The sequence below is a fragment of the Streptomyces plumbidurans genome, from assembly GCF_019857225.1.
GTDB classification, from domain to species: Bacteria; Actinomycetota; Actinomycetes; order Streptomycetales; family Streptomycetaceae; genus Streptomyces; species Streptomyces plumbidurans.
In genome coordinates this window covers 168,125-193,705 of record NZ_JAFJSY010000008.1, presented here as the reverse complement: position 1 = coordinate 193,705, position 25,581 = coordinate 168,125, and the positions used below count along the sequence as shown (strand labels likewise).

Below are 25,581 nucleotides of genomic sequence, written 5' to 3'. Positions count from 1 at the left end.
CGTGACGCGGGCTCAGTGCGGGATGCCGTCGATGATCTCGCGTGCCCCCTGGCGCAGCAGTGCCACCGCGACCGACGTGCCGAGCGTGGCGGGGTCCAGGCGTCCGGCCCACTCGTGGGCGTTGAGCCGGGTCTTGCCGTCGGGGGTGAACACACAGGCCCGCAGGGACAGTTCGCCACCGTGCTCCACGCGCGCGTACCCGGAGATCGGGCTGTTGCAGTGCCCCTGCAGCACATGCAGGAACATGCGCTCGGCGGTCGCCTCCCGATACGTGTCCGGGTCGCCGAGCCCGCTGACCGCGTCGATCAGCTCGCTGTCGTCCTCCCGGCACTGCAGGGCGAGAATGCCCGCGCCGATGGGCGGCATCATCGTCTCGGGGGAGAGGATCTCGCTGATCACGTCCTGACGCCCGATGCGTTCGAGCCCCGACACCGCGAGCAGCAGCGCATCCGCCTCGCCGGCCGTCAGCTTCGCCAGCCGCCGGTTGGCGTTGCCACGGAACGGCACGCACTCCAGATGCGGATGGGTGGCCGCGAGCTGGGCGACGCGGCGCACCGCCGAGGTGCCGATCCGGGTGCCCTCCGGAAGCTGGTCAAGGGTGAGACCGCCCGGGTGGACGAGGGCGTCGCGGATGTCGTCCCGCTTGAGGAACGCGGCGAACGTGGTGCCCGCCGGAAGCGGCCGGTCCGCGGGCACGTCCTTGACGCAGTGCACCGCGAGATCGGCCTCGCCCGCCAGCAGCGCGGCGTCCACCTCCTTCGTGAACGCCCCCTTGCCCTCCACCCTGGACAGGGCACCCATCCACTTGTCACCGGTCGTCCTCACCGGTACGACCTCGGTGCGCACACCGGGATGCAGGGCCGCCAACTCGGCGCGGACACGCTCCACTTGGGCGAGCGCCATGGGCGAGTCGCGGGAGACGATACGGATCAGTTCGGGGACGGACATGCGGACACGATAGACCTCCCGGAGGGGCTGTCCGTGCCATACGGCGGCTTCGGGATCCGCATCACGTCTGTTTGACGATCAGCCGACACGGGTAAATCGAACGGCCTTTTCAGCTGCCCGGCCCTCGGGCCACAGCAGCACCGTCAGCGCACCCAGGGTGAGCAGCCCTCCCACCAGGAACATCCCGCGCACCCCGACGACCGGCAGCAGGCCGGCGCCGAGGAGCGCCCCGGCGGCCACGCCCACGTTGAAGGCGGCCGAGTTGGCGGCGAGCGCCGACTCCGTACGACCCGGCGCCACCCGCAGCACCTGGCTCTGCGTCGCCATGAACACGGGAGCGACCGAGGCGCCGAGCAGCATGAGCAGGGCGACCGCCGCCACCTTGCTGCCCGCGCCCACGTAGAGGCCGAGCAGGGCCGCCGCCTGCGTGATCACCGGCACCGTGAGCGTGGCGCGCGGGAACCGGTCGAGCAGCGGACCCGTGACCGCGACACCGGCCAGCGCGGCCGCGCCGAACGCGAACAGCACACCGCTCACCGCGTCCGCCCCGAACCCGCCGACGTCCTGCAGCAGGGCGACGACATAGGTGTATCCCGCGAACACCCCCGTCACCGACAGCCCGGTGGTCGCGACGACGACCAGGAACCGGCGCCGGTCCGGCTCGGCACCGTAGGCGGCATGACTCTCCTCGGGACGCGAGGTCGGCAGCAGGGCCCCGATCACCACGAGAGAGACGAGCGCGAGGGCGCCGAGCACCACGAACGGCGCCCGCCAGCCGCCGTGACCGCCCAGCCAGGTCCCGGCCGGCACGCCCAGCACGGTGGCCAGCGAACCGCCGAGGGACAGCAACCCCATGACGCGACCGCGCCGCTCGGGAGGGAACAGCCCGACCGCGACCGGACCCATCAGCACCCAGAACGCCGCTTGCGCCAGCGCGGTGACCAGCCGCGCCGCCAGCAGCAGCCCGTACGACACGCCCTGCAGCGCCGAGATCCAGCTGGCCGCCGCCAGCAGGCCCAGGATCGCGGCGAGCAGATACCGGCGCGGCACGGAGCGGGTGAGGCGGGCGGCCGGCAGCGACACCACCGCCACCGTCAGCCCGTAGCCGGTGACCAGCGCTCCCACCGTCCCGAGCGGAACGTGCAGGTCGGCCGCCATCAGCGACAGCAGCCCCAGCGGGAGGTTCTCGGCCGTGTTGAAGGTGAACGCCGCCAGCATCAGCGCCGCGACGACGGCACCTCGGCGCCAGGCGGCCGGACGTACGCTGCCCATCCAGAAATCCTCCGAGAAGTCGAGAACGGCCGGGGGGCCGGGGCCAGCGTGCTGGGCGGCGGGCGGGGCCTCTACTGTTTCGACGCAGGCCGAATCGGATCCGAGACGGCCCGCCTCGCACGGATCCGATCGGGCGCGCTCACGGAGGTCCCTGTGCCGCTGACCCTGCACCTCGGTCCCGCCGACCTGACCCGCTGCCGGTTCGCGATCTCCCCGCTGTGCCAGACCCACGAGGCGCTGCGCATGCTGCGCCGTCCCGCCAGGCACGGCTACCACCGCGCCTGGCTGCGCCGTCTCGGCCGTACGCTCACCGGGCTCGACCTGTCGGACCTGTGGCTGTTCATGCCGCGCCCCGGCGGCTACACCCCGGACTTCCTCGGCCCGCCCCCGGACGAGCCGTACCCCGCCATCGACGACGAACTGGCCCGGATGCGCGCCACCGACCCCGCTCTGGCCCGCACGGAGATGGCCCGGTCGCTCGCCTGCACACCGGGCCTCGCCGAGTCACCGCAGGGTCGCGCCGCGCTCGACGACCCCGCCGGGACCGTCCGCCGCCTGGCCGACCTCACCGAGCTGGCCTGGCACACCCTGCTCGCCCCGGACTGGCCCCGCCACCGCGCCGTCCTGGCGGCCGACATCGCCCACCGCTCGCGGCAGGCGGCCGACGGCGGTCTCGACGCGCTGCTCGGCGGCCTGCACCCCGGCATCGGCTGGACCGGCCGGCGGCTCGTCCTGTACCGGACCGGCGATCACGAGGAGGCGCAGCGGCCCGACGGGCGCGGCATCCTGCTCATGCCCAGCGTGTTCGCCTGGCCCGACGTGATCAGCGGCTTCGCCCGCCCCTGGCAGCCGACGGTCATCTACCCCGCCCGCGGCATGGGCCGGCTGCACGCCACCTCCGTACCGCGCCCGCCCGAGGCCCTCGCCCGCCTCCTCGGCGCCCAACGCGCGGCCCTGCTCTGCGACTTGACCATCCCGGCCGCCACCACGGAACTCGCCGCCCGGCACCGCCTGGCCCCGTCCACGGTGTCGTCCCACCTGACGGCGCTGCGCACGGCGGGGCTGCTCGACGCCCGGCGCCAGGGCTACTTCGTGCTGTACGAGCGCACGGCCCTGGGGGACCGGCTGGTGGCGGGCGGGTAGGCCGCTGGCGCCGCCCGGGCCGTCGGGGGAGCGGGCCGGGCCGCGACGTCGCCGCGGCAGGTGGGGCGGGACATGGCGGCGTGGAGTACGGGTACCCGAGCGGGACGATGCGCCGTCCCCGGGCGTGTTCGACCCTACGGAGGGACCGACCGTGACCGAGTACTTTCCCAACGGTGACGCCTCCGCCGTACAGATGGCGCTGCGTGCGGTGGCCGCGGGCGATGCCCAGGACACAGAACTGGACACCCTGGCCGACAGCGAGGTCCTGGTCCCCACCGGCACCGCCCCGGACCAGCCTCCCGAGACGGTGAGCCTGCCCGTCTACGAGCAGCCGGACGGCACCGAACTGGTGCCGGTGTTCACCTCGCAGGCCCGTATGCACCACGCGTTCCCGTCGATCACGGAGCACCGGCTGATCCAGCTCGGCGCGCTCGCCCACGGCTGGCCGTCCGAGAAACTGGCACTCGTGATCGACGCGGGCACGCCGGAAGAGCTGGCGCTGACCGCCCAGGGGGTGAAGGATCTGCTGGACCGCGGGACGGAGTGAGCCGCGGCCGCGCCGGTTTCGGCCGGGCCCGCGCAGGGCACCCGGGGCGGGCCCGGCGCGCGGCTGCCTCATGCCCCGGCGGGCAGGGCACCCGCAACGAGGAGGTCGGGCCATGACCGACAGCGGCTTGGGCGAAGAGCTGAGGACGCGGCCGGACGCGGGACACGGCAACCAGCTGTACGGACCGCAGCACGACGTGGCGGGCGCCGCCGGGCACCTCGACGCGCCGCCCCGCATGGGCTTCTTCACCGACACCTCCGTCTGCATCGGCTGCAAGGCGTGCGAGGTGGCCTGCAAGGAGTGGAACGCTGTCCCGGAGGGCGGTCTGCTGCTGACCGGCATGTCGTACGACAACACGCAGGGGCTCAGTGCCGACACCTGGCGCCATGTCGCCTTCATCGAGCAGCGCAAACCGATGGGTGGGCAGGAGCCCGGTGTCTCCCACGAGGGTGTCGACGTGTTCGACGCGGCGAGCCGGCTGGGCACCGACCCTGCCTCGCCCGGCCCGGGAGCCACGGCACCCGCACCGGACACGGCTACCGCACCGGACCCGGCGCCCGCCGGCGCTCCGGCGGGACAGATCTCCCCACTGGCCCCGGACGGCCGCACCGAACTGCGCTGGCTGATGGCCTCCGACGTGTGCAAGCACTGCACGCACGCGGCCTGTCTCGACGTGTGCCCCACCGGTGCCCTGTTTCGCACCGAGTTCGGCACGGTCGTCGTCCAGGAGGACATCTGCAACGGCTGCGGCTACTGCGTGCCCGCCTGCCCGTACGGCGTGATCGACCAGCGCAAGGACGACGGACGGGTCTGGAAGTGCACCCTGTGCTACGACCGCCTCGGCGTCGGTCAGGAACCGGCCTGCGCCAAGGCGTGCCCGACCGACTCCATCCAGTTCGGCCCGCTGGACGAGCTGCGGGAGCGCGCCGAGGACCGGGTGGCCCGGCTGCAGGCCGCAGGGGTCGCCGATGCCCGGCTGTACGGCGAGGACCCCACCGACGGGGTAGGCGGCGACGGCGCGTTCTTCCTGCTCCTGGACGAGCCCGAGGTCTACGGTCTGCCACCGGACCCGGTCGTCACCACCCGGGACCTGCCGGACATGTGGCGGCACGCGGCGCTGGCCGCCGCCTCGCTCGCCGCGCTGGCCGTGACCAGTTTCGTCAGGAGCACGGGCAGGGGGCGGCGATGAGCGGATCCGACGTGACGCGCAAGGGCGTCGAGGGCGAGCGGCCCGGACGGGACGCCCTCACCGGAGACGCCGCGGGGCGACGCAGGCGGCGCCGTGGCCGGGGCGAGCGGTCCATGGTGCCGGACGCGGAGTTCTCCTCGTACTACGGCAGGCCGATCCTGAAGAAGCCCACCTGGAGAGCGCTCGACATCGCGGGCTACCTCTACCTCGGCGGACTCGCGGGCAGCTCCTCCCTGCTGGCCGCCGGCGCACAGGCGACCGGGCGGCCCGAGCTGGCCCGGGTCGCCAAGCTCGGCGCGACAGGCGCCATCTCGCTCTCGCTGGCCGCACTCGTCCACGACCTGGGACGCCCGGCCCGGTTCATGAACATGCTGCGGGTCTTCAAGCCGACCTCGCCGATGAGCGTGGGCTCGTGGCTGCTGTCGGGCTACGCCCCGCTGACCATGGCCGCCGCGGCGAGCGACGTCGCGGGCCGCTACCGGCTCGTCGGTTCGGCCGCCACCGCGGGCGCCGCCGTCCTCGGCCCCGCCGTCGTGACATACACGGCCGTCCTGATCTCGGACACGGCGGTGCCCTCCTGGCACGAGGGCCACCGGCAGATGCCGTACGTCTTCGCCGGTTCGGGCGCCACCGCGGCGGCGGGACTCGCCCTGGCCGCGGCACCGATCGCGCAGACGGGGCCCGCCCGCCGCATGGCCGTGCTCGGAGCGGCCCTGGAACTGGGCGTCTTCCAGCTGATGAAGCGACGGATGGGCCTGGCCGCCGAGCCGCTGGAGCAGGGCCGCCCGCACCTGATGCTGCGCACCGCGGAAGCCCTCACGGCGGGCGGCGCCGTCCTCGCGGCGCTCTCGGGCCGCCGGCGCGACAGGGCGCTCGCGGCGGTGGCCGGTGCGGCCCTGCTCACCGGCTCCGCGGCCCTGCGGTTCGGCCTCTTCCACGCCGGGGTCGCCTCCGCCGAGGACCCGAAGTACACGGTCGTACCGCAACGGGAGCGGTTGGAGGCCCGGGAGCGCGGGCAGGAGGCGTAAGGCCGACCGGGGTACGGGAACCACGCCCCGTTTCGGCACACGAGGCAGGGGTACTCCGCCCCGGCGGAACGTCGGCAAAGGCGAGACGAGAGGAGGGTCCGCGGCGATGGGCGTGCGCACCTGGATCGACTCCTGGCCGGTCTACCGCCAGCTCACGGGCACGGACCCGCTGGGCCGCGGGGCCGCCGCGAAGAGCGGGCGCAGCGAGCGGCTGACCCCCCGCGTCGCGAGCGCGGACCACGTGGTGAAGTCGGTCTGCCCGTACTGCGCGGTCGGCTGCGGCCAGAACGTCTACGTCGAGGACGGCAAGGTCACCCAGATCGAGGGCGACCCCGACTCCCCGATCTCCCGCGGCCGCCTGTGCCCCAAGGGCTCGGCGAGCCTTCAGCTGACGACGGGCGACGCCCGTGAGCACGAGGTCCTCTACCGGCGCCCGCACGGCACCGAGTGGGAGCGGCTGGACCTCGACACCGCGATGGACATGATCGCCGACCGGGTCGTCGCGTCCCGGCGCGAGGGCTGGCAGTGGGAGGTCGACCAGGCCCGCACCCGGCGCACCCTCGGCATCGCCAGCCTGGGCGGTGCCACGCTCGACAACGAAGAGAACTACCTGATCAAGAAGTTGTTCACCGCGCTCGGGGCGATCCAGATCGAGAACCAGGCGCGCGTTTGACACTCCTCCACCGTTCCCGGTCTGGGAACCTCGTTCGGACGCGGCGGCGCGACCACCTTCCAGCAGGACCTGCAGCACTCCGACTGCATCGTCATCCAGGGCTCGAACATGGCCGAGTGCCACCCGGTCGGGTTCCAGTGGGTGATGGAGGCCAAGGCCCGGGGCGCGAAGGTGATCCATGTCGACCCGCGCTTCACGCGTACCAGTGCGCTCGCCGACGTGCACGTTCCGCTGCGCGCGGGCAGTGACATCGCCTTCCTCGGCGGGATCATCAACTACGTGCTGCGGAACGAGAAGTACTTCCGCGACTACGTGGTGGCGTACACCAACGCGCCCGTCATCCTGCGCGAGGACTTCCGCGACACCGAGGACCTCGACGGCGTCTTCTCCGGCCTCGACACCGACAACCGCCGCTACGACAACGCCAGTTGGCAGTACGAGGGCATGGAGGTCCAGGCGGCTTCCGGTGAACGGGACCTGGAGTACGACAAGCGCACCACCGGCGGGGGTTCGGAGACCGAGGCCGCGCGCGGCGAGGCCCACGGCTCCGGCGGCGCGGACATCGGCGAGGGCGAACCCGAACGGGACGAGACCCTGTCCCACCCGCGCTGCGTCTTCCAGGTCCTCAGGCGCCACTACGCCCGCTACACCCCGGAGACGGTCGAGCAGATCTGCGGGGTGCCGCAGGACCTCTTCCGCCAGGTGTGCGAGCTGGTCACCGCCAACTCGGGACGGGAGCGCACGACCGCCTTCGCCTACGCGGTCGGCTGGACCCAGCACACGGTCGGCGTGCAGTACATCCGCGCCGCCTCCGTGCTGCAGAGCCTGCTCGGGAACATGGGCCGGCCGGGCGGCGGCATCCTCGCGCTGCGCGGGCACGCCTCCATCCAGGGGTCGACCGACATCCCCACCCTGTTCAACCTGTTGCCCGGCTACATCCCGATGCCGCACGCCCACCAGGGCGAGGGCCTCGACGAGTTCGTGCAGGGGGAGGCCGCGCGCAAGGGCTACTGGGGCAACATGCGCACCTACTTGGTGAGCCTGCTCAAGGCCTACTGGGGCGACGCAGCCACGGCCGACAACGACTTCTGCTTCGACTACCTGCCGCGCCTGACCGGCTCCCACTCCGCCTACGAGACGGCGATGGCCCAGCTGGAGGGCGTCTGCAAGGGCTACTTCGTGTTCGGCGAGAACCCGGCCGTGGGCAACGCGAACGCCAAGCTGATGCGGCTGGGCATGGCCAACCTGGACTGGATGGTCGTACGGGACTTCTCCCTGATCGAGACCGCCACCTGGTGGAAGGACGGCCTCGAGATCGAGACGGGCGAAATGCGCACGGAGGACATCGGCACCGAGGTCTTCTTCCTGCCGGCCGCCGCGCACACCGAGAAGGACGGCAGCTTCACCAACACCCAGCGCCTGCTGCAGTGGCACCACAAGGCCGTCGAACCGCCCGGACAGGCCCGCAGCGACCTGTGGTTCACCTACCACCTCGGACGGATCATCCGCGAGAAGCTCGCCGGTTCCACCGACCCCATGGACGCGCCCGTCCTCGACGTGACCTGGGACTACCCGCTCAAGGGCGAACTCGCCGAGCCCGACGCCGAGTCCGTCCTCGCCGAGATCAACGGCCGTGCCGCCGACGGCAGTCCGCTCTCCTCCTACGAGCAACTGGAGGCCGACGGCTCCACCGCGTGCGGCTGCTGGATCTACTGCGGGGTCTACGCCGACGGCGTCAACCAGTCGGCCCGCCGCAAGCCCGGCCAGGAGCAGAACTGGGTGGCAAGCGAATGGGCCTGGGCGTGGCCGGCCAACCGGCGCATCCTGTACAACCGCGCCTCCGCCGACCCCGACGGCAAGCCGTGGAGCGAGCGCAAGGCGCTGGTGTGGTGGGACGCGGACGAGGGCAAGTGGGTCGGCCACGACGTCCCCGACTTCAAGCCCACCAAGTCCCCCGACTACGAGCCGCCGCCCGACGCGGAGGCTGCGGATGCCCTGTCCGGCAAGGACCCGTTCATCATGCAGGCCGACGGCAAGGCATGGCTGTACGTGCCCTCAGGACTCACCGACGGGCCGCTGCCGACGCACTACGAGCCGCAGGACTCGCCCTTCGACAATCTGCTCTACCCGCAACAGCGCAATCCCGTACGGCAGTTGCTGGCGAAGCACCCCGACAACCGCTACCAGCCGAGCGGCACGGAGCCCGGCTCGGACGTTTTCCCGTACGTCGCGACCACCTACCGGCTCACGGAGCACCACACGGCGGGCGGCATGTCCCGCTGGCTGCCCTATCTCGCCGAGCTGCAGCCGGAGTTCTTCTGCGAGATCTCGCCCGAGCTGGCCGCCGAGCGCGGTCTGGAGCACACCGGCTGGGCGACGATCGTCAGCGCACGCGGTGTCGTTGAGGCACGGGTGCTCGTCACCGACCGGATGGCCCCGCTGACGGTGCAGGGACGCACGCTGCACCAGGTCGGCCTGCCCTACCACTGGGGTCCCAACGGCTACAGCACGGGCGACGCCGCCAACGAACTGCTGCATCTGTCCCTGGACCCCAACACCCATATCCAGGAGGCCAAGGCGTTCGCCGTCGACATCCGCCCCGGACGGCGGCCACGGGGCCCGGCGTCGGTCCAGTTGGTGCGGGACTACCGCGCGCGGGCGGGCATCGACGAGAACACGGGCACGGAGTAGTGATCACCTGAGCAGGTCCGGCAGATCGATCACCGGAGCGGGTTCCGGCGGCCGGTCACCTGAGCACGATCGAATGCGCGCCGAGCGGCACCAGTTCACCGATCACCGGCGCCCCCGGCACCTCCCCGGCGACCAGCAGGCCGCCGGAGGTCTGGGCGTCGGCCAGCAGCAGCCGGGTGTCGGTGTCGGCGGTCCCGAAGTCGGTGTACGGCGCCACCCAGTCCAGGTTGCGCCGGGTGCCACCGCTGACGTACCCGTCGCGGACCGCCTCCCGCGCACCCTCCAGACAGGGCACGGCGGCCGTGTCGATCACCGCGCTCACCCCGGAGGCGCGGGCCAGCTTGTGCAGATGGCCGAGCAGGCCGAAGCCGGTGACATCGGTGGCGCAGGACGCCCCGGCGGCCAGGGCTGCGACGCTCGCGTCCCGGTTCAGGGCGGTCATCGTGGCGATCGCCTGCTCGAACCGCTCGCCGGTCGCCTTGTGCCGGTTGTTGAGCACGCCCAGGCCGAGCGGCTTGGTCAGGGACAGCGGCAGACCGGCCCGTCCGGTGTCGTTGCGCAGCAGCCGCGCCGGGTCGGCGAGGCCGGTGACGGCCATGCCGTACTTGGGCTCGGGGTCGTCCACACTGTGTCCGCCGCCGACATGGCAGCCCGCCTGAGTGGCCACGTCCAGTCCACCGCGCAGCACCTCACGGGCCAGCTCGAACGGCAGCCGGTCACGGGGCCAGGCCAGGAGGTTGACGGCGACGATCGGCCGGCCGCCCATCGCGTACACGTCGGACAGGGCGTTGGCGGCGGCGATCCGCCCCCAGTCGTAGGGGTCGTCGACGACGGGTGTGAAGAAGTCGGCCGTGGACACCACCGCCGTGCCCTGCTGCCCGGGCAGCGCCACCACGGCCGCGTCGTCGCCCGTGGCCAGACCGACCAGCAGCGTGCTGTCGGGGGCCGGCCCCGCGGGCGCGAGGCCGCTGACGACGTCCTCCAGTTCGCCGGGCGGGATCTTGCAGGCGCAGCCGCCGCCGTGGGCGAACTGTGTGAGCCGTACGGGCGCTTGGCGGGTCGTCGGTGTCATACCGGTCTCCTGGGGAACTAGCCTGTCGGTCGGTGGAGGCGTGTGGGTGCCTGGTGGCCCTCCCGGTCTTCAAAACCGAGGTGCCCGAGGATCTCGGGCAGGCGGGTTCGATTCCCGTCCGCCTCCGCTCCCCGAACCCTCCCGGCAGCGCCGCCGCTGGTCGTCCACACGCTCGGTGAAGCCGTGTGCGTCCAGGTGCTCCAGCAGCGGCAGCGCCACCCGGCGGGAGGTGTCCAGGGCCTTGCGGGCCTCACTCGCGGTGAACGGCTGCGGCAGCCGGGCCAGCACGGCGGCGGCTCGTGCCGCGGCGTCCGGCAGCAGCACGATCCCGTCGGCGATCCGCAGCAGCGCGCCCGCCGCGTGCGCCGCGGCCACCGCCTTGCGGGTGAGACCCAGCTCGGCGAGCCGTCCGGCGTCCGGGGCGCGGAACGGCGCGGCCGCCAGATCCTCGCGCACGGCTTCAACAGCCTTACGCACGTCGGGCGGCAGGGCCGCACCGATACCGTCGTCGGTGTACAACCGGCCCTGGCGAACGGTGAGTCGGGGCGACGCCGAGGCGAGCGCGTCGACCAGTACCCGGTCGGGCAGGTCCAGCAGCCGGCGGGCGGCCTCCGTCGGCAGTCCCGGGTCCAGGGCGTGCTCCTCGGCGTGCCGCTCGACCTCCTCGACCAGGCGCTCGCCCAGCCGCGCCCAGTGCGCCGGGTCGGCGAGCCAGTCCCCGGCGACGGGCGCGGACGGTGCCGCGACACCCATCGCGAGCAGGTCCGGGCGCCGGATCAGGCCGCGCCGCCGCACCTCCCCGGCCCCGTCCGGAGCACCGGTCATGGCCGCGAGCTCCGCCGCCCGCGCACGTCCCGCACCCCTGCGGGTCAGCCGGGGCGGCCGGACGTCCAGCACGAACGCGGCGCAGGGCATCCGCCGGCCGCCCGGTTCGCGCAGCACCGCGCGATCGCCGACGCGCAGCGGCAGTTCCCGGGCGAGCGTCAGCCGGGCGGTGTCCTCGCCCAGCGGGCGCACGGTCACCGGGACGGCCGCGGTGCCGAGGTGCAGGGTCACGTTCCGGGGCAGGTCGGCGACGGGTTCGCCGACGACCCGGACGTCCACGGTGCCGGTCCGCAGCCAGCGCTCCGGCGTCAGCAGGACATCCCCCCGGCGCAGTGCGTCGGCGCCGCTCCCGTGCACGTTGACGGCCACCCGCGCCACACCGCTGACGGCGGACCGGTCCTCGTGCAGGGCCTGCAGACCGCGCACCCTCAGCACCGAGCCGCCGTCGCCCGTCACCAGCCGGTCCCCGACGCGCAGCGTGCCCGCCCCGAGCGTGCCGGTGACGACGGTGCCGTGGCCGCGCACCGTGAACGCCCGGTCCAGCCACATCCGTACGTCGGCGTCGGCGTCCGGCACGGGCAGGGAAGCCGCCAACTGCCCGAGCCGGGCGCGCAGTTCGTCGAGTCCGGCGCCGGTCACCGAGCTGACCGCGACGGCCGGGACGCTGCCGAGCGCGGTGGCGGCCATGCGCTCGACCGCGTCGGCCGTCGCGGGCCCGGGGTCCGCCAGGTCGCTGCGGGTCACCGCGAGGACGGCGTGCCGCACGCCCAGCGCGTCCAGGATCGCCAGGTGTTCCTCGGACTGGGGCTGCCAGCCCTGGTCGGCGGCCACGACGAAGAGCACCGCCGGGACCGGACCGGCCCCGGCCAGCATCGTGGGCACGAACTTCTCGTGGCCGGGCACGTCCACGAAGGCGAGGTGCTCGCCGTCGGCGCCCAGCCGTGTCCACACGAAACCCAGGTCGAGAGTGAGTCCCCTGCGCCGCTCCTCCTCGTAGCGGTCGGGTTCCATCCCGGTCAGCGCCCGGACCAGGGCGGACTTGCCGTGATCCACGTGCCCGGCCGTCGCCACCACCCGCATGACGCCCGCCCCCTAGCTCTCTGCCACCGCGCGCACGGCGCCGTACAGCCGTTCGTCGTCCTGCGGCGGCACCGCGCGCAGATCCAGCAGACAGCGCCCCGCCTCCAGCCGCCCGACGACCGGGACCCGCCCGGTGCGCAGCGCGGCGGCGTACGTCTCGGGCAGGGAAAGCGCGGCACTCGGCAGGGTCACGCCGGGCGCGCCGCCCCCGCCCACGGTCGCGGCGCTCTCGACCACCCGGGCGTCGACGCCGTCCGCGCTCAGGGATGCGGCGAGCCGGTCCGCGCGGGCGCGCAGCGCGGCGGGGTCGGCGGTCAGTGCCGCGGCGGTCGGGGTGGGCGGACCGGTGAGGGTGGCCTCCAGGGCGGCGAGCGTCAACTTGTCCACGCGCAGGGCGCGGGCGAGCGGATGCCGGGACAGGGCGCGGACCAGGCTCTCCTCGCCGAGCAGCAGCCCGCACTGCGGCCCGCCCAGCAGCTTGTCGCCGCTCGCCGTGACCAGCGAGGCACCGGCCCGCAGCTGCGAGGCGGCGTCCGGTTCGTCGGGCAACAGCGGCTCCGGGGCGAGCAGCCCGGAGCCGATGTCGACGACGACCGGAACACCCAGGCCGGAGAGTTCGGTGAGGTCCGCGGAGCGGGTGAAACCGGTGATGCGGAAGTTCGACGGGTGCACCTTCAGCACGAAACCCGTGTTTGGTCCGATCGCCGCCGCGTAGTCCTCGGCCGTCGTGCGGTTGGTGGTGCCGACCTCGCGCAGCCGGGTCCCGGTGGAGACCAGCAGGTCCGGCAGCCGGAAGCCGTCCCCGATCTCCACCATCTCCCCGCGGCTGACGACGATCTCCTTGCCCGCCGCGAGCGCGGTGGCGGCGAGGACCAGTGCGGCGGCGCCGTTGTTGACCACATGCACGGCCTGCGCGTCCGACACCCGCTCGCGCAGCGCGCGCAGCGCCGTACGCCCACGACGGTCCCGTACACCCGTGGCGAGATCCAGTTCCACGTCGGTCGGCCCGGCGGCCTCGGCCACCGCGCGCCGGGCCGCGTCCGAGAGGGGGGCCCGGCCGAGGTTGGTGTGCAGCAGGACGCCGGTGGCGTTGATCACCGGGTGCAGCCCGGACGCGGTGTGGGGCAGCAGCGCGACCGCTTCGTCGGCCACGTCCTCGGGCGCGACCCGACCGGCCCGCGCCCGCGCCTGCGCCTGTCGCACCGCCGCCTTCACGACGGGAGCACCGAGCCGACGCGCCGCCTCGGCCAGCCGCGGTTCGCGCAGCAGGGCGTCGGTTCGCGGGATCAGCCGCCGTACGTCGCCGTCCGGGCCCGCGGGCTGCGTACCGAGTCCTGCCGCCGCGTCCCGGCGCTTCCCGTCAGTCGTCATCGCCGATCCGCTCCGTGGCTCCGTCCGGCACCGCCTCTTGCACCCGCCGCTGACCGGGCGGGGACGCTCATCGTCTCTCAGTGCCCAGAACCGGCCTGCCGACACGCCTGAGGGGACCCGGACCACGTCCGTGCCGACGCCGCATGGAGCGTGCGCCGCACAGGCGCTCCTGCTACGGCAGTTGCGGCCTGTGGGCGTTGTGCCAGGCGATCGCGCGGCGGATCTCCGGTTCGTGCAGGCCGGTCCGGCAGGCCAGTTGCTCCAGCGCGAGGAAGGGCGGACCGCTGGTCAGGACGCGGGTGATCTTCGCGGCCCAGAGCTCTTCCTGGACGTAGGGCCGGTGCCGGTAGCGCTCCTTGACGACGTCGAGGTGGGTCTCACTGCACGCGGTGACCCGGCGCAGCCCGTCGGACCAGCCGTCGCCGGGACCGGCGGCGGAGGAGTCGGGGACATGACCCCGTACCGCCTCCTGTTCAGGGAACGTCCGACCGCACAGGTCGCACAGTTCCAGGGCGAGGGGCCCCCTGGGTCCGGCGCTCTTCTTCTTGCGCTTCCACATGCCGACTCCAGTCGAGGCCGGTGAGGGGTGGGGCTGTTGAAGAAGTACCCCTTCAGTACAGCACGCTCTCGCTCCAAGAGCTCTTGAGGCGTACGGCGCACTCCAGGAGAAGTGCGTGGACGAAGGCCTGGGGAAGGTTGCCGCGCAGCTGGCGCTGGCGTACGTCGTACTCCTCGGCGAACAGTCCGGACGGGCCGCACGCCGCGCGGGTCCTCTCGAACCAGCGGAACGCGCCGGCACGGTCGCCGAGCCGGTGCGTCGCGAGGGCCATGGCGAACCCGCACAGCAGGAAGGCGCCCTCGGCATCGCCGAGCGGTGCGTCCGGCTGGTCGAAGCGGTAGAGGTAGCCGTCCTGGGACAGCTGCTCCTCGATACGGGCGCGGGTGATCGCGCTGCTGGGGTCGTCGGGGGTGGGGCAGCCGCGGGCCATGGCGACGAGCAGTGCCGCCTCGGGGCCGTCGTCGTCGGCGGCCCGGCGCCAGAAGCCGTCCGGGTGCAGACAGCGGCGGCGCGTCTCGGCGAGAACGGCGTCGGCGAGTTCGGCGCAGCGGCCGCCGTCCCGGCCGGGGAGTACCGCGGAGATCCGGCGCAGCCCGGCGACCACGCACAGCCGCGAATGGGTCCACCAACGGTTCTCCAGCTCCCACAGTCCCGCGTCGTCGCGAGTCCAGTTGCGTTCCACCGCGTCCACGGCGACCGCAGCCGCGCGCCGCGCGTCCGCGGTGAGGCGGTCGTGGCCGGCCGCGGCGGCGAAGAGCTGGAGCGCCTCGCCGAAGGTGTCGAGCTGGAACTGGCGCCCGGCGTGGTTGCCGATCCGGTCGCTGCCGCCCGGGTAGCCGGGCAGCCGCAGGGTCCGCTCGTCCGGGACCGGGCCTCCGGAGACGGTGTAGACGGGCCGGGTCCTGTCGCCGTCCTCGAGGATCCGCTCGGCGGTGAACCGCACGGCGTTGTCGAGGAGTTCGTGCGGGCCGTGCGCGGCGACCGCCAGTCCTGCGTAGCACTGGTCGCGCAGCCAGGCGAAGCGGTAGTCGTAGTTGCGCCCGGTGTTCGCCCGCTCCGGCAGGGACGTGGTGGCGGCGGCGACCATGCCGCCCGCGGAGCTGGTCAGGCCGCGCAGCACGGCGTACGCGTGCCGGGCGTCCCGGGGTGCGGCGAGTGCTGAGCAGTCCGGCACGGCGTCGCCCCACGCTCGCTCGGTCGCCTGCCACAACTCGTCGGCATCGAGTCGGCGGGTCTGCCGCGCTGTCGCAATCTCCAGTACGAGATCGTGCTCCTCGCCCTCCTGCAGCCGGAACTCCCCGCGCAGCCCGTGCTCCGGGTCCCACGACGCCGAGGGCGCCCCCGCCAGCCGCACATGGAGTCCCGCCGCCTCGGCGCTCCACACCCCGTCCCGCAGCCGGGGGTCGCGCATTCGGTGCGCGCCGAAGCCGGGGCGGGGATCAAGACTCGCCCGCAGCCGCGTCGCACCCCGTTGCACCCGCATGCGCCGCAGCAGCAGCACCCGGTCGGGCGAGGCGGGCATGGCGAGCGCGTCGCGGCACTCGATCACGCAGTCCGGCGTCACCCAGCGGTTGACCCGGACAAGGGTGCCTTCCTCGTACGAGCCGCCCCAGACGTTCCAGCGGTCCACAGGCTCCACGGCGAAGTGCCCGCGGCCTCCGACCAGTGCGGAGAACACCGCGTCGCTGTGCCAGGCGGGCGCGCACAGCCAAACGATCCTGCCCCGGGGGTCCACCAGCGCTCCCCGTTCGCCGTCGGCGAGGACGGCGTAGTCGCGCAGCGCCCAGGGCGGGCAGGTCCCGTCGGCTTCCACAGGCGCCGTGGACAGATCGCTGCCGTCGGACAGCTGCGCGGGGGCTTCAGGACACACCGCCGGTCCCTCCGTCCCGTCGAAGAATGCGAACGAACACCCTCGCCCGTCAGTCCTCGCCCCTGACGATGTTCCAGTCGGCGCTCGTGTGTGCCGCGGGGGAGGGGTTGCGGTCCTCGACGGGGGCGACGCAGGTACGAACGCCCTTCCCGCGCAGCTGGCGGGCGGCCTTCGCCCAACCGGTCTCGGACACGTGCAGGGCTTCCTTCTTCACGGTGAGCGTGCTCACGGCGCCTTCACTTCTCTCTGCTGCAAAAGACCCCGGCCCATGGGGCCGAGGAGCGCCGTTCCTGCACGGCGCCAGGGTCTCGGTGTCGTGCCACGCGGGTTCCCCGCACATGGCAGGCAAAACGGTGCGGTTCTCCTCGCACGGCCCGGTCAGACCTGCCCGCGGGCCGAGTCCTCGCGCGCCGCCGCGTCGAGATGCCAGGCCAGCCGCTGCGCCTGCAGGAGGAGCGCACCGTACGCCGAGGCTTCCTCCGGCTCACCGAGCTCCGGCTCACCGAGCACGGTGTCGAGCATCTGGCGGCGCAGGCCGTCGACCGTGGCGCGCATCTCCCGGGCGGCCTGCCGCAGCGCTTCGTCGTCGTCCCGCTCGGCATCGCTCTGCCCGGACAGCCGCATCACCCGGGCCGCCTGGGCCAGGAAGTCGGCGTAACCGTGGATCAGGGGCAGCCCCGCCCAGCGTGACTGCCGGTCCGCGGCCGCCGCCTCGACCAGGGTCCGGGTGAGTTCCGCCGTGTGCACCGCGGCGTACTCCAGCACCACCAGCGCGTCCTCGTCGTCCCCGGCCGGAGACGACGGCTCGAGGGCACGACGGCGTACGTTGCCCCACAGGCTCTCGCGGCTCCAGCCGACCGCCGACCGGCACTCCTCCACCCGGTGCTGGATGCGCAGGGCCTGCTGATGCCACGCCTTCGCGCCGTCCTCGTCCCACTGCCCGTCGACCAGCCGACCGGCCGGCTGTTCCAGGATCTCCGCCGTCTCCCGCGCGGCCGCACGCAGCGAGGCCCGGGCGTCGCGCAGGTAGACGGGCGGCCTGATCAGCGCGTTGACCGCGATGCCCACCGTCGCCCCGAACGCGGCCTCGGCGATCCGGGCCCCCGATGTCGTCCAGCCGACGTGTGTGTCGGTGAGGACGAACAGTGCGCCGGTGGCCGTGTAGATCCCCTGCCGTCCGAGGCGCCACCACGAGCTGAGCAGCACGACGAGCGGGAGGACGAGGCCCATGGCGCCCATCCTGTTGTGCATCAGCAGCACCAGTTCGGTCGCCATGATCGTTCCGGCGGCGATCGCCGCCAGTTGCTGCAACGCGTGGGCCACGGACTGGTAGACCGTCGACTCGACGAGCAGGATCGCCACCCAGGGCGCCACGAACGCCATCGGCGCGTGCAGCCACCAGCCGACGATCGCCCAGGACAGCCAGGCCGCGAAAGCGGCCTTGAGCGCCTGCGCGGCGAGATCCCGCTCCCGGCCGGGATGCTCCGCCGCGCGCCGCACCGCCTGTGCCGCGCCGTGCAGTTTCGTGGGTACGGCCCGTGCCGCGCCGTGCAGTGTCGTGGTCGCGGCCCGTGCCGCGTCCGACGTACGTGCCATGTGGGGTCTGCTCCGCAATCGCTGTCCGCTGCCAAAGGGGGCAGGGTTCCCACGATCGCCGGGGCCAAGCGTCGGGACCGGGGCCGGGTTCGTTCACTCGTCGCTGAGGTCGATCTCCTCGGCCGTGACGATCCGGGCGCCCATGTTGCGCTCCATCATCTCCAGGGCGGCCGAGCCGAGTTGGGGATGGATGGAGGCGACGGCGTCCCGCGGGACCGTGACCTCAAGGTGGCGGATGTGGGCGTCCAGGGCGGAGTAGAGGATGCACTGCTCGGTGACCTGACCGGCGAGCACGACGTGGCCGACGCCCAAGTCCCACAGGAGGTAGGTCAAAGGCGTCTCGTAGAAGACCGAATGCCGGGCCTTCACCACGAACAGCGAGTCCTTGTCGGGCCGTACCGGCTCGACCAGGTCGGCGTGCGGGGTGGCCAGCGCGGCGTCCACCAGCTCGCCGTGGTGCGAGCGCCACGACCCGAAGTTGTCGTTCGCGTAGATCACCGGTGTGTCCGCGGCGCGTGCCCGGGCGATCAGGTCCGCCACGACGGGCACGACGCGCCGCACGGACGGCACGAGCAGCTCCGCGTCCTCGTGGTCGTAGGTGTTGATCATGTCGATCACGACGAGCGCGAGTCCGGTCGTGTCTCCGGTTCGGTACATGTCCCGGTGCCTCCTTGTGGACCGGCGTGCCGGGTACCCGCCGGGCCGGACGGCGTAACGGGGCGCCGTGCCCGCCGCACCGGTGCCGGACGAAAGGGGCGCGGGTTGTTGCTGCGCTTCGCGCGGGTCGCCCTGGGAACCCGTGCACCGGATGAGGCACTGCCCTGCAGGAGGAGTGGTGAGCCGGAGCGAGACCACGACGGACGACGCGTGCGAGCCGGTCGACGCGGTGCTCCTCGACGTCGTCCGGGACTGTGGCGCGTCCAGGGGCCTCCTGTACGTCCTGCCCAAGGACGGTGACGCGCTGTGGCTGGTGGCCCTGACCGGCACTCCGCGCGAGATGGCCGTCCCGTGGACCCGCGTGGGCCTGACGGACCCGGTCCCGGTGGCGGACGCCGTGCGGGACGGCCGACCGGTCTGGATCGGCGACATGGAGGAGATGGCGCGCCGCTACCCGCGCACGTCCCTCGTCCTGCCCTACGCCTTCGCCCTGGCGGCGGCGCCCCTGACCGCGTGGAACTCCGTCGTGGGCGGGCTGGTCCTGCTGTGGCCCGCCAGCCATCCGGCACGGCTCAGTGGCGGCGAGCGCGCGGCCGTCGATGCCGGCTGCCGGCGACTGGCCCGGCTGATGCAGCACGCACCCGAGCGCGACACCCCGCGCCCGGCGGGTGGACCGCGGCTGCTGCCCCACCCGTCGCGCGCCAGTGCGTTGCCGGCCGAGGGCGGTGAGCAGGCCGCGTTCATCGCCCGGCTGCCGGGAGGGGCGTGTGCGCTGGACGACTCCGGCCGGTTCACCTTCGTGACACCCGAGGCGGCGCGGCTGCTGGGCAGCGATGCCGCCACCCTGCTGGGCGCCCTGCCCTGGCAGGCACTGCCCTGGATGGACGTCCCCGACATCGAGGACCGCTACCGGTCGGCAGTGGTCAGCGAGCGGCCCACCACCTTCAGAGCGGTGCGCCCACCGGACCACCAACTGCTCTTCGCGCTCTACCCGGATTCCTCCGGCATCAGCGTGCGCATCACCCGCGACGACCCCCACGGCGAGTTCTCCCCGGGCCCCGTGAGCCCGGCCGCCCCGTCCGACGGGACGACCGCTTCCGACGGGACCACCGCTTCCGACGAGACCACAGAACCCGGCACCGCCGAACCCGCCACCGGCGGCCCCAGCCGGGCCGGTTTCCTCTACCACCTGATGCATCTGGCAGCCACGCTCACCGAGGCCGTGGGCGTCGAGGACGTGGTGGACCAGGCCGCCGATCAGCTGATGCCGGCGCTCGGCGCGACGGCGATGGCGGTGAGCGCGCCGCGGGACGGCAGGCTGACCGTCATCGGCCACCGCGGCTACGAGGCCGAGGTGCTGAAGCACTTCGACAACCTGCCCCTGACGGCCCACACCCCCGTCGTGCGGGTGATGGACAGCGGCAGCCCGCAATTCTTCACGAGCTTCGACGAACTGAGGCGGTCGTACCCCCACGCCGTGCGTCTGGACGACAAGACGTCCTGGGCGTTCCTGCCGCTGATCGCCTCCGGCCGCGCCGTCGGTTCGCTCGTCCTCGCCTACGACCGCGAGCAGCACTTCCCACCGCCCGAGCGCGCGGCGCTCACGGCGCTGGCCGGACTCGTCGGCCAGGCACTCGAACGGGGCCGCCTCTACGACACCCAGTACGCCGTCGCCCACCAGCTCCAGGCCGCGCTGCTGCCCCGGCACCTGCCCGCGGTCCCCGGGCTGCGCGTCACCGCCCGCTACCGGCCGGCCGGGCACGGCGTACAGGTGGGCGGCGACTTCTACGACCTCATCCGGCTGAACGACACCACCGTCGCCGCCGCGATCGGTGACGTACAGGGACACGACATCGACGCGGCGGCCCTGATGGGCCAGGTCCGCACCGCCGTGCACGGGCACGCCGCCGCCGGCGCATCGCCGGGAGACGTCCTGGGCCGGACCAACCGCCTCCTGGTCGACCTGGACCCCGGCCGCTTCGCCAGCTGCCTGTACGCGGACCTGGACCTCGCCAACCATGCGGCGTGCCTGGCCAGTGCCGGTCACCCGCCCGCCCTGCTGCGCCGTCCCGACGGCCGCACCGAGGTGCTGAGCGCGCCGCCCGGACTGCTCCTCGGCATCGACCGCGAGGCCGACTACACGGCCTTCGAGTTCCCCCTGCTGCCCGGCAGCGCGCTCGTCCTGTACACGGACGGACTGGTCGAACGTCCCGGCGTCGACCTGGGCGAGGCCATCGCCGAACTCGGCGAGCTGGTCTCGCGCACCGATCCCGCGGACCCGGACGCCATGGCCGACGCCCTGATCAACCACGCCTCGGACCCCGCCGACGACCTCGCCCTGCTCATCATCCATGTCGACGGGGCCGCGCAGGACGCCGGTTGACAGCGCCGGGTACCCGGGCCGGGCGAAGGCCGGGGCTCAGAGGTCGCGCTGCTCCAGCGGCCGTACCGCCGGGCCCTGGAGGATGCTCCCGTCGGGGGCGAAGCGGGAGCCGTGGCAGGGGCACTCCCAGGCCTGCTCGGCACGGTTGAAGGCGACGAGACAGCCGAGGTGGGTGCAGCGGGCCGAGACCGCCCGGAGCCGGCCGCTCTCGTCCCGGTGCACGGCGCACTGATGCCCGCCGACCCGGACCACGGCCCCGTCGCCAGGGGCGATGTCGGCCGGCGAGGTGCCCGTCACGGAGGACAGCCGGTCGCCGACGAAGTGCCGGGCGACCTGGGCCTGATGCTTCAGGAACGACGTGCCCTCGCGGGCCACGGAAGCCAGACGGCGGGGATCGTAGAGGCCGGCCCACGGGACCGGGTGGTCGTTGACGAGGTCGCTGAGCAGGCGGCCCGCCATGATGCCGCCGCTCAGCCCCCAGCCGCCGAACCCGGTGGCCACGTAGGTGTGCCGGCTGCCGGGGTGGAGCGGTCCGACGAGCGGTACGGAGTCGGTGGAGTCGTTGTCCTGTGTGGCCCAGCGGTGGGTGGGCGTGAACCCGCGGAAGCGGTCGGACGCCCAGGCGGACAGCCGGTCGAAGCGTTTATCGACGTCGGCGGTGCCGGGGGTGAAGTGCTCGCCGGTGACGATGAGCAGGCGTTTGCCGTCGCGGTAGGGCGCGCTGCGCACGGACCGAGTGGACTGCTCCGTCGTGATGTACATGCCGCGCGGGGCCAGGTCCTCCGCCACGGTCCCGGCCACGACCAGCTCGCGGCGGGGGGAGAGCCGGGTGAACAACAGGGCCCGGTCGAAGATCGGGTAGTGGGTGGCCACGATGACCTCGCCCGCACGCACCGAGACTCCGGCGTCGGTCGTCAGGACGCAGGGTTCGCCCTCGGTGAGGCCGACGACACGGGTGCCCTCGTACACCGTGCCGCCGCGGCGGCGCAGGTCGTCCGCGAGCGCCAGCAGGTACTTGCGGGGATGGAACTGGGCCTGGTTCGCGACACGGACCGCGCCGGCGACCGGGAAGGGCAGGTCGGTCTCGGTGACGAACTCGGCCGGCAGCCCCGCGTCCCGCGCGGCCTCGACCTCGGCCTTCAGCTCCGCCACCCGCCCCGGGTCCTCGGCATAGGTGTGGGCCGCCGCCTCCTCCCAGTCGCAGTCGATGCAGAGCTCGTCCACGACCTGGGCGGCGTGCCGGATGGCGGCGGCCTGCGACTGCGCGTACAGCCGCGCCCCCTCCGGTCCGCGCGTGCGGCGCAGATGGTCGTAGATCAGGGTGTGCAGCGCGGTCAGCTTGGCGCTCGTGCGGCCGGTCACCCCGGCGGCGAGACGGTCGGCCTCCAACACCGCCACCTCGCGCCCCTCGCGGGCCAGCTCCCAGGCCGCGCTCAGGCCGGCGATGCCGCCGCCCACCACGGCGACGTCGACCGTGAGGTCTTCGGACGGCGGGGGAGCGGGTGCGGGCGGCGGCGCGGTCTGCAGCCAGTACGAGCCCTGGATTCCTGTCTCAGCGTTCATGACCGCCGGGTTCCCGTCGGAGGGTTCCGGACACGCCGGGGCTCGTGGTTCACAGCCGTATGTGTCGTACGTGCCGTACGTGCTGTACGTCGGCCCCCGACCCCTCCTCAGACGCCGGAGAGCAGACCCTCCAGCGGGGCGGGTACGCGGTCGGCGTCGAGCGCCTCCACGAGGACACGGCCGTAGTGGATCTTGCGGCCCTTCTTGGTGCCGAGGAAGCGCCGCAACTGCTGGTGCGCGGCGCGGCCCTGCTGGGCGGGCTGGCGCAGGAAGGTCTGCAGGGCGCGCAAGTCGCCCTGTTCCTCCACGAGTTCCTTGACCCGGGGCACGCCCAGCGCGCGGATGAGTTCGTCCTCCAGATCCGCGGCGCACACGAAGAACCCGTGTCGCGCCGTGCCCGTCCCCTCCAGGGCGCGGGCGTAGAAGGACCGCTCCCCTTCGTCGCACAGTCCCGTCAGGGGGAGGTCGAGGCCGGTCGGCCCGAGGAGGGCGGCGAAGCGTCCGACGCTCATCGCACCGCCCATGGGCAGCACGCAGACTCCCTCGGCCGCCAGGTTCCGGCCGCGGCGCTCGGCGAGCGCGTCGACCGCCGCGACGTCGCTGGGCCCTTCAAGCAGCACGACCACGCGGACGGGAAGCCGCCCCGCCAGCTCGCGCGCGGGTTCGCCGGAACCGCCGGCCGCCCAGGCCGTGACCGCGTTCCGGAACGACCCCATGTCAGCCATGCCAAGAGTCTCCGTCGCCCGGCGGTCCTCGCGCCAGGCGATTTCCGCCGAGCAGCCGCCGCCTCCGGCGCGCCGGGCGGCTGAATCCGCAGGTTGCGCGGCGACGTCGAACCTGCCCATGACCTGAACCAGTCCGCGAGCCGAACGGCGCAACAGCCGGGCGGCGACGAGGAGTTCGCCACCGCCCGGCTGCCGCATGTCGGCGCCTGAGCGCCCCTCAGTACGTCCGCTCGAGAATCTCCAGCACCTCACCCGCGTCCGGAATCCGCGGAGCGTTCTTGGTCACCGCGTCCGCGACCGCACCCGCCGCGACGGAGGACAGCATCGACCGGTCGGCCCCCAGCTCGCGCAGCGGACGCTTGATGTCCAGTGCCCCGGAGGTTGCCCGTACGGCGGCCACGGTGGCCCGCGCCCAGTCGCCGTCGGCGGGCGGGTCGAGGCGCATGGCACGCCCCGCCTGCTCGTACGCCTCCCGGGCGGCGGGCGCGCTGAACTCCATCACCTCTTCCAGTACGGCGGCCAGGGCGACCCCGTGCGGTGTGCCGGTGTGCGCCGTCAGCGCATGGCCGATGCCGTGCACGAGGCCCAGGCCGGAGAGCGTGAGGGCCTGGCCGGCGAGATGGGCGCCCATCATCAGTTCGGCGCGGGCGTCCAGGTCCGCGCCGTCCCGGTATGCGGCCGGCAGTGCGCGGCCGACCAGGGTCACGGCCTGCGTGGCGTAGGCGACGGAGAACGGGTTCGCACCGCGCGACGCGAGCGACTCAATACCGTGGACCAACGCGTCGATGCCGGTCGCGGCGGTGGCCGCGGCGGGCAGGCCGAGCGTCAACTCGGGGTCCAGCAGGGCGACTTGGGGGCGGACCGAGGGGTGCCCGATATACACCTTGCGGTGTGCCGCCGCGTCCTCGATGACTCCGAAGCCGTTGGTCTCGGCCCCGGTGCCGGACGTGGTGGGGATGGCGACGAGCGGCAACCCGTCCGCGGCCTCCCATAGATGGTCGGCGTCGGCGGCCACCGCGTCCGGATTGCCGACCAGCAGCGAGATGCCCTTCGCCGCGTCCAGCACCGAGCCGCCGCCGAGCGCGACGACCGCCGCCGGACCGAACGCGCGAGCCCGCGCCGCGCCCGCGTCGACGTTGCCGGTGGAGGGGTTGGGCGCCACCTCGTCGTACACCGCGTACTCGATGCCCGCCAAGTCCAGCGTCTTCAGGACGCGTTCGGCGACGCCCGCCGCGCGCAGTCCGCGGTCGGTGACGACGAACGCCCGCGTGTGCCCGGTGGCCGCGATCAGTTCGGGGAGCCGGTCGACACGGCCGGGCCCGAACTCGACGCGGCAGATGCCGTCGAGGCTCAGAGGAGAGAGGGGGTTCATGGGTGCGGCTCCTGAAAGGTTGGGCGTCAGACCGTGACGGCCGCGTCGTCGAACGCCACGGTCGGGTTGGGCAGGCGGAACTCCCGTCCCGCGAGAGCCTCGTAGAGGCGGACCGGGCTCATCTCGCCCGCGAGATCGCCGTGTTGGGCCTTCGAACGGCGGTAGATCTGCTCGACCAGCGCGGACAGCTCGGTGGATACGCCGACGTCGCGGCCCAGGTCGACGGCGAGGCCGAGGTCCTTGCAGGCCAGGGCCATGGCGAAGGAGTCGTCGTAGTCGCCGTCGGTGAGCACACCCATCAGGTCGCGCTCGATGAAGGAGGAGGCCGCCGGGCTCGCGAGCAGCGCGCTGCGCAGCACCCCGAGGTCGACGCCCGCCTTGACGCCCATCGCCAGGACCTCCGAGGAGGCGACGAGGTGGGTGAACCAGAGCAGGTTGATCATGAGCTTGACGGTGTAGCCCGCGCCGAGCGGCCCCACGTGCAGAATGCGGTCCGGGTCGCCCATCGCCTCGAAGACGGGCAGGGCGATGCGGAAGTCGTCGTCCGCTCCGCCGACGAAGATCTGCAGCATCCCCGCGTCGGCGCCGTGGGCCATGCCGCTGACCGGGGCGTCGAGGCGGCGCACGGAGCGGGCGTCGAGCACGTCGGACGCCACACGGTCGGCCGCGGCCGGCGTGGACGTCGACATGTCGATCCACAGGGCGCCCTCGGGCAGCGCCTCGGCCGCCCCGCCGCGCAGCAGGACGTCCTCGACGATCCGCGGGTTGGGCAGCATGGTGATCAGGAACTCCGCGTCCCTCGCGCACTCGGCGGCGGAGTCGGCCCAGCGGGCGCCGAGCGCGAGATGTTCCACGCCGGCCTCGGGCCGGGTGTCGTGCACGGTGACCAGGTGTCCCGCGTGGATCAGGTGGCGGGCCATGTGACGTCCCATGTTGCCCAGGCCGATGAAACCGATCCTCATCAAAGTCCTCGCTAGGTGACGGTGTGGTACGGGCGGTGTAGTGGGGGTGGTGCAG

At 73.4% G+C, this 25,581-nt stretch carries 19 protein-coding genes, 1 tRNA gene and 1 pseudogene; 7 read left to right on the top strand and 14 right to left on the bottom strand.

Annotation, left to right across the window (positions count from 1 at the left end; genetic code table 11):
• Positions 1-12 precede the first annotated feature (12 nt).
• Positions 13-948 carry a hydroxymethylbilane synthase gene (gene hemC / locus JYK17_RS07160; RefSeq protein WP_128804100.1) on the bottom strand — a complete coding sequence of 312 codons (936 nt, stop codon included), beginning with the start codon at positions 946-948 and terminating at the stop codon, positions 13-15.
• 78 nt (positions 949-1,026) lie between these two features.
• The gene (locus tag JYK17_RS07155; RefSeq protein WP_222810041.1) at positions 1,027-2,220 is read right to left on the bottom strand and encodes an MFS transporter; all 1,194 of its coding nucleotides are present in this window, start codon (positions 2,218-2,220) and stop codon (positions 1,027-1,029) included.
• A gap of 153 nt (positions 2,221-2,373) precedes the next feature.
• Here JYK17_RS07155 and JYK17_RS07150 point away from each other — a divergent pair, with 153 nt between their 5' ends.
• The 5 genes from JYK17_RS07150 to fdh all read left to right on the top strand — a co-directional run bounded on the left by JYK17_RS07150 (position 2,374) and on the right by fdh (position 9,491).
• The gene (locus JYK17_RS07150) at positions 2,374-3,363 is read left to right on the top strand and encodes an ArsR/SmtB family transcription factor (RefSeq protein ID WP_222810040.1); all 990 of its coding nucleotides are present in this window, start codon (positions 2,374-2,376) and stop codon (positions 3,361-3,363) included.
• Positions 3,364-3,514: 151 nt separating this feature from the next.
• Entirely contained in the window at positions 3,515-3,910 is a 396-nt protein-coding gene (locus JYK17_RS07145) for an SseB family protein (RefSeq protein WP_222810039.1), read from the top strand.
• A gap of 112 nt (positions 3,911-4,022) precedes the next feature.
• A complete protein-coding gene (locus JYK17_RS07140) occupies positions 4,023-5,099 on the top strand; it encodes a 4Fe-4S dicluster domain-containing protein (protein WP_222810038.1) in 1,077 nt (358 codons plus the stop codon).
• Positions 5,096-6,127: an NrfD/PsrC family molybdoenzyme membrane anchor subunit gene (nrfD, locus tag JYK17_RS07135; RefSeq protein ID WP_181362662.1), complete on the top strand. Its 1,032-nt coding sequence runs from the start codon at positions 5,096-5,098 to the stop codon at positions 6,125-6,127. Before JYK17_RS07140 ends, nrfD begins: the two co-directional genes overlap by 4 nt.
• Before the next feature lie 106 nt (positions 6,128-6,233).
• Positions 6,234-9,491, top strand: a complete 3,258-nt coding sequence (gene fdh / locus JYK17_RS07130; protein ID WP_222810037.1) for a formate dehydrogenase — start codon at positions 6,234-6,236, stop codon at positions 9,489-9,491.
• 55 nt (positions 9,492-9,546) lie between these two features.
• Here the strand turns inward: fdh and selD are convergent, their stop codons facing one another.
• Positions 9,547-10,563, bottom strand: coding sequence for a selenide, water dikinase SelD (gene selD, locus JYK17_RS07125; protein WP_108015790.1), 1,017 nt, complete (start codon positions 10,561-10,563; stop codon positions 9,547-9,549).
• Positions 10,564-10,597: 34 nt separating this feature from the next.
• Between selD and JYK17_RS07120 the strand changes: the two genes are divergently transcribed.
• Positions 10,598-10,690 (top strand) — tRNA-Sec (locus JYK17_RS07120).
• Between the two features lie 35 nt (positions 10,691-10,725).
• On the opposite strand, the pseudogene JYK17_RS07115 reads toward JYK17_RS07120, so the two are convergent.
• From JYK17_RS07115 to JYK17_RS07085, 7 genes and pseudogenes are all read right to left on the bottom strand, one after another.
• A pseudogene (locus JYK17_RS07115) lies at positions 10,726-12,468 on the bottom strand (SelB domain-containing protein); the annotation flags it as partial.
• Positions 12,469-12,480: 12 nt separating this feature from the next.
• The gene (gene selA / locus JYK17_RS07110; RefSeq protein ID WP_222810036.1) at positions 12,481-13,839 is read right to left on the bottom strand and encodes an L-seryl-tRNA(Sec) selenium transferase; all 1,359 of its coding nucleotides are present in this window, start codon (positions 13,837-13,839) and stop codon (positions 12,481-12,483) included.
• Positions 13,840-14,011: 172 nt separating this feature from the next.
• Positions 14,012-14,398, bottom strand: a complete 387-nt coding sequence (locus JYK17_RS07105) for a hypothetical protein (RefSeq protein WP_108015787.1) — start codon at positions 14,396-14,398, stop codon at positions 14,012-14,014.
• A 52-nt stretch (positions 14,399-14,450) separates the two neighbouring features.
• On the bottom strand, positions 14,451-16,268 hold the full coding sequence (locus JYK17_RS07100; protein ID WP_372464960.1) for a glycoside hydrolase family 15 protein: 1,818 nt from the start codon (positions 16,266-16,268) through the stop codon (positions 14,451-14,453).
• 49 nt (positions 16,269-16,317) lie between these two features.
• Positions 16,318-16,497 carry a hypothetical protein gene (locus JYK17_RS07095; protein WP_108015786.1) on the bottom strand — a complete coding sequence of 60 codons (180 nt, stop codon included), beginning with the start codon at positions 16,495-16,497 and terminating at the stop codon, positions 16,318-16,320.
• Between the two features lie 149 nt (positions 16,498-16,646).
• Positions 16,647-17,864, bottom strand: coding sequence for an aromatic acid exporter family protein (locus JYK17_RS07090; RefSeq protein WP_222810035.1), 1,218 nt, complete (start codon positions 17,862-17,864; stop codon positions 16,647-16,649).
• Between the two features lie 93 nt (positions 17,865-17,957).
• Positions 17,958-18,521 (bottom strand): cysteine hydrolase family protein, encoded by a 564-nt coding sequence (locus tag JYK17_RS07085; RefSeq protein ID WP_108015785.1) that lies wholly within the window; start codon positions 18,519-18,521, stop codon positions 17,958-17,960.
• Between the two features lie 178 nt (positions 18,522-18,699).
• On the opposite strand from JYK17_RS07085, the gene JYK17_RS07080 reads away from it, so the two are divergent.
• Positions 18,700-20,904 carry a SpoIIE family protein phosphatase gene (locus tag JYK17_RS07080; RefSeq protein ID WP_108015784.1) on the top strand — a complete coding sequence of 735 codons (2,205 nt, stop codon included), beginning with the start codon at positions 18,700-18,702 and terminating at the stop codon, positions 20,902-20,904.
• 36 nt (positions 20,905-20,940) lie between these two features.
• Here the strand turns inward: JYK17_RS07080 and JYK17_RS07075 are convergent, their stop codons facing one another.
• The 4 genes from JYK17_RS07075 to JYK17_RS07060 all read right to left on the bottom strand — a co-directional run bounded on the left by JYK17_RS07075 (position 20,941) and on the right by JYK17_RS07060 (position 25,526).
• Positions 20,941-22,467 carry an FAD-dependent oxidoreductase gene (locus tag JYK17_RS07075; protein WP_222810034.1) on the bottom strand — a complete coding sequence of 509 codons (1,527 nt, stop codon included), beginning with the start codon at positions 22,465-22,467 and terminating at the stop codon, positions 20,941-20,943.
• Between the two features lie 107 nt (positions 22,468-22,574).
• On the bottom strand, positions 22,575-23,192 hold the full coding sequence (locus JYK17_RS07070; protein ID WP_108015782.1) for a TOPRIM nucleotidyl transferase/hydrolase domain-containing protein: 618 nt from the start codon (positions 23,190-23,192) through the stop codon (positions 22,575-22,577).
• A 217-nt stretch (positions 23,193-23,409) separates the two neighbouring features.
• Positions 23,410-24,564, bottom strand: coding sequence for an iron-containing alcohol dehydrogenase family protein (locus JYK17_RS07065; protein WP_222810033.1), 1,155 nt, complete (start codon positions 24,562-24,564; stop codon positions 23,410-23,412).
• Between the two features lie 26 nt (positions 24,565-24,590).
• Complete coding sequence (locus JYK17_RS07060) at positions 24,591-25,526, bottom strand: NAD(P)-dependent oxidoreductase (protein ID WP_108015780.1); 936 nt, start codon at positions 25,524-25,526, stop codon at positions 24,591-24,593.
• Between the last annotated feature and the right edge of the window lie 55 nt (positions 25,527-25,581).

Bases quoted from the DNA above. Each gene is read 5' to 3' on its own strand.
- selA (WP_222810036.1), bottom strand. From the start codon at position 13,839: ATGACGACTGACGGGAAGCGCCGGGACGCGGCGGCAGGACTCGGTACG.
- JYK17_RS07105 (WP_108015787.1), bottom strand. From the start codon at position 14,398: ATGTGGAAGCGCAAGAAGAAGAGCGCCGGACCCAGGGGGCCCCTCGCC.
- selD (WP_108015790.1), bottom strand. From the start codon at position 10,563: ATGACACCGACGACCCGCCAAGCGCCCGTACGGCTCACACAGTTCGCC.
- JYK17_RS07155 (WP_222810041.1), bottom strand. From the start codon at position 2,220: ATGGGCAGCGTACGTCCGGCCGCCTGGCGCCGAGGTGCCGTCGTCGCG.
- JYK17_RS07090 (WP_222810035.1), bottom strand. From the start codon at position 17,864: ATGGCACGTACGTCGGACGCGGCACGGGCCGCGACCACGACACTGCAC.
- JYK17_RS07085 (WP_108015785.1), bottom strand. From the start codon at position 18,521: ATGTACCGAACCGGAGACACGACCGGACTCGCGCTCGTCGTGATCGAC.
- nrfD (WP_181362662.1), top strand. From the start codon at position 5,096: ATGAGCGGATCCGACGTGACGCGCAAGGGCGTCGAGGGCGAGCGGCCC.
- JYK17_RS07060 (WP_108015780.1), bottom strand. From the start codon at position 25,526: ATGAGGATCGGTTTCATCGGCCTGGGCAACATGGGACGTCACATGGCC.
- JYK17_RS07070 (WP_108015782.1), bottom strand. From the start codon at position 23,192: ATGGCTGACATGGGGTCGTTCCGGAACGCGGTCACGGCCTGGGCGGCC.
- hemC (WP_128804100.1), bottom strand. From the start codon at position 948: ATGTCCGTCCCCGAACTGATCCGTATCGTCTCCCGCGACTCGCCCATG.
- JYK17_RS07140 (WP_222810038.1), top strand. From the start codon at position 4,023: ATGACCGACAGCGGCTTGGGCGAAGAGCTGAGGACGCGGCCGGACGCG.
- JYK17_RS07065 (WP_222810033.1), bottom strand. From the start codon at position 24,564: ATGAACCCCCTCTCTCCTCTGAGCCTCGACGGCATCTGCCGCGTCGAG.
- JYK17_RS07075 (WP_222810034.1), bottom strand. From the start codon at position 22,467: ATGAACGCTGAGACAGGAATCCAGGGCTCGTACTGGCTGCAGACCGCG.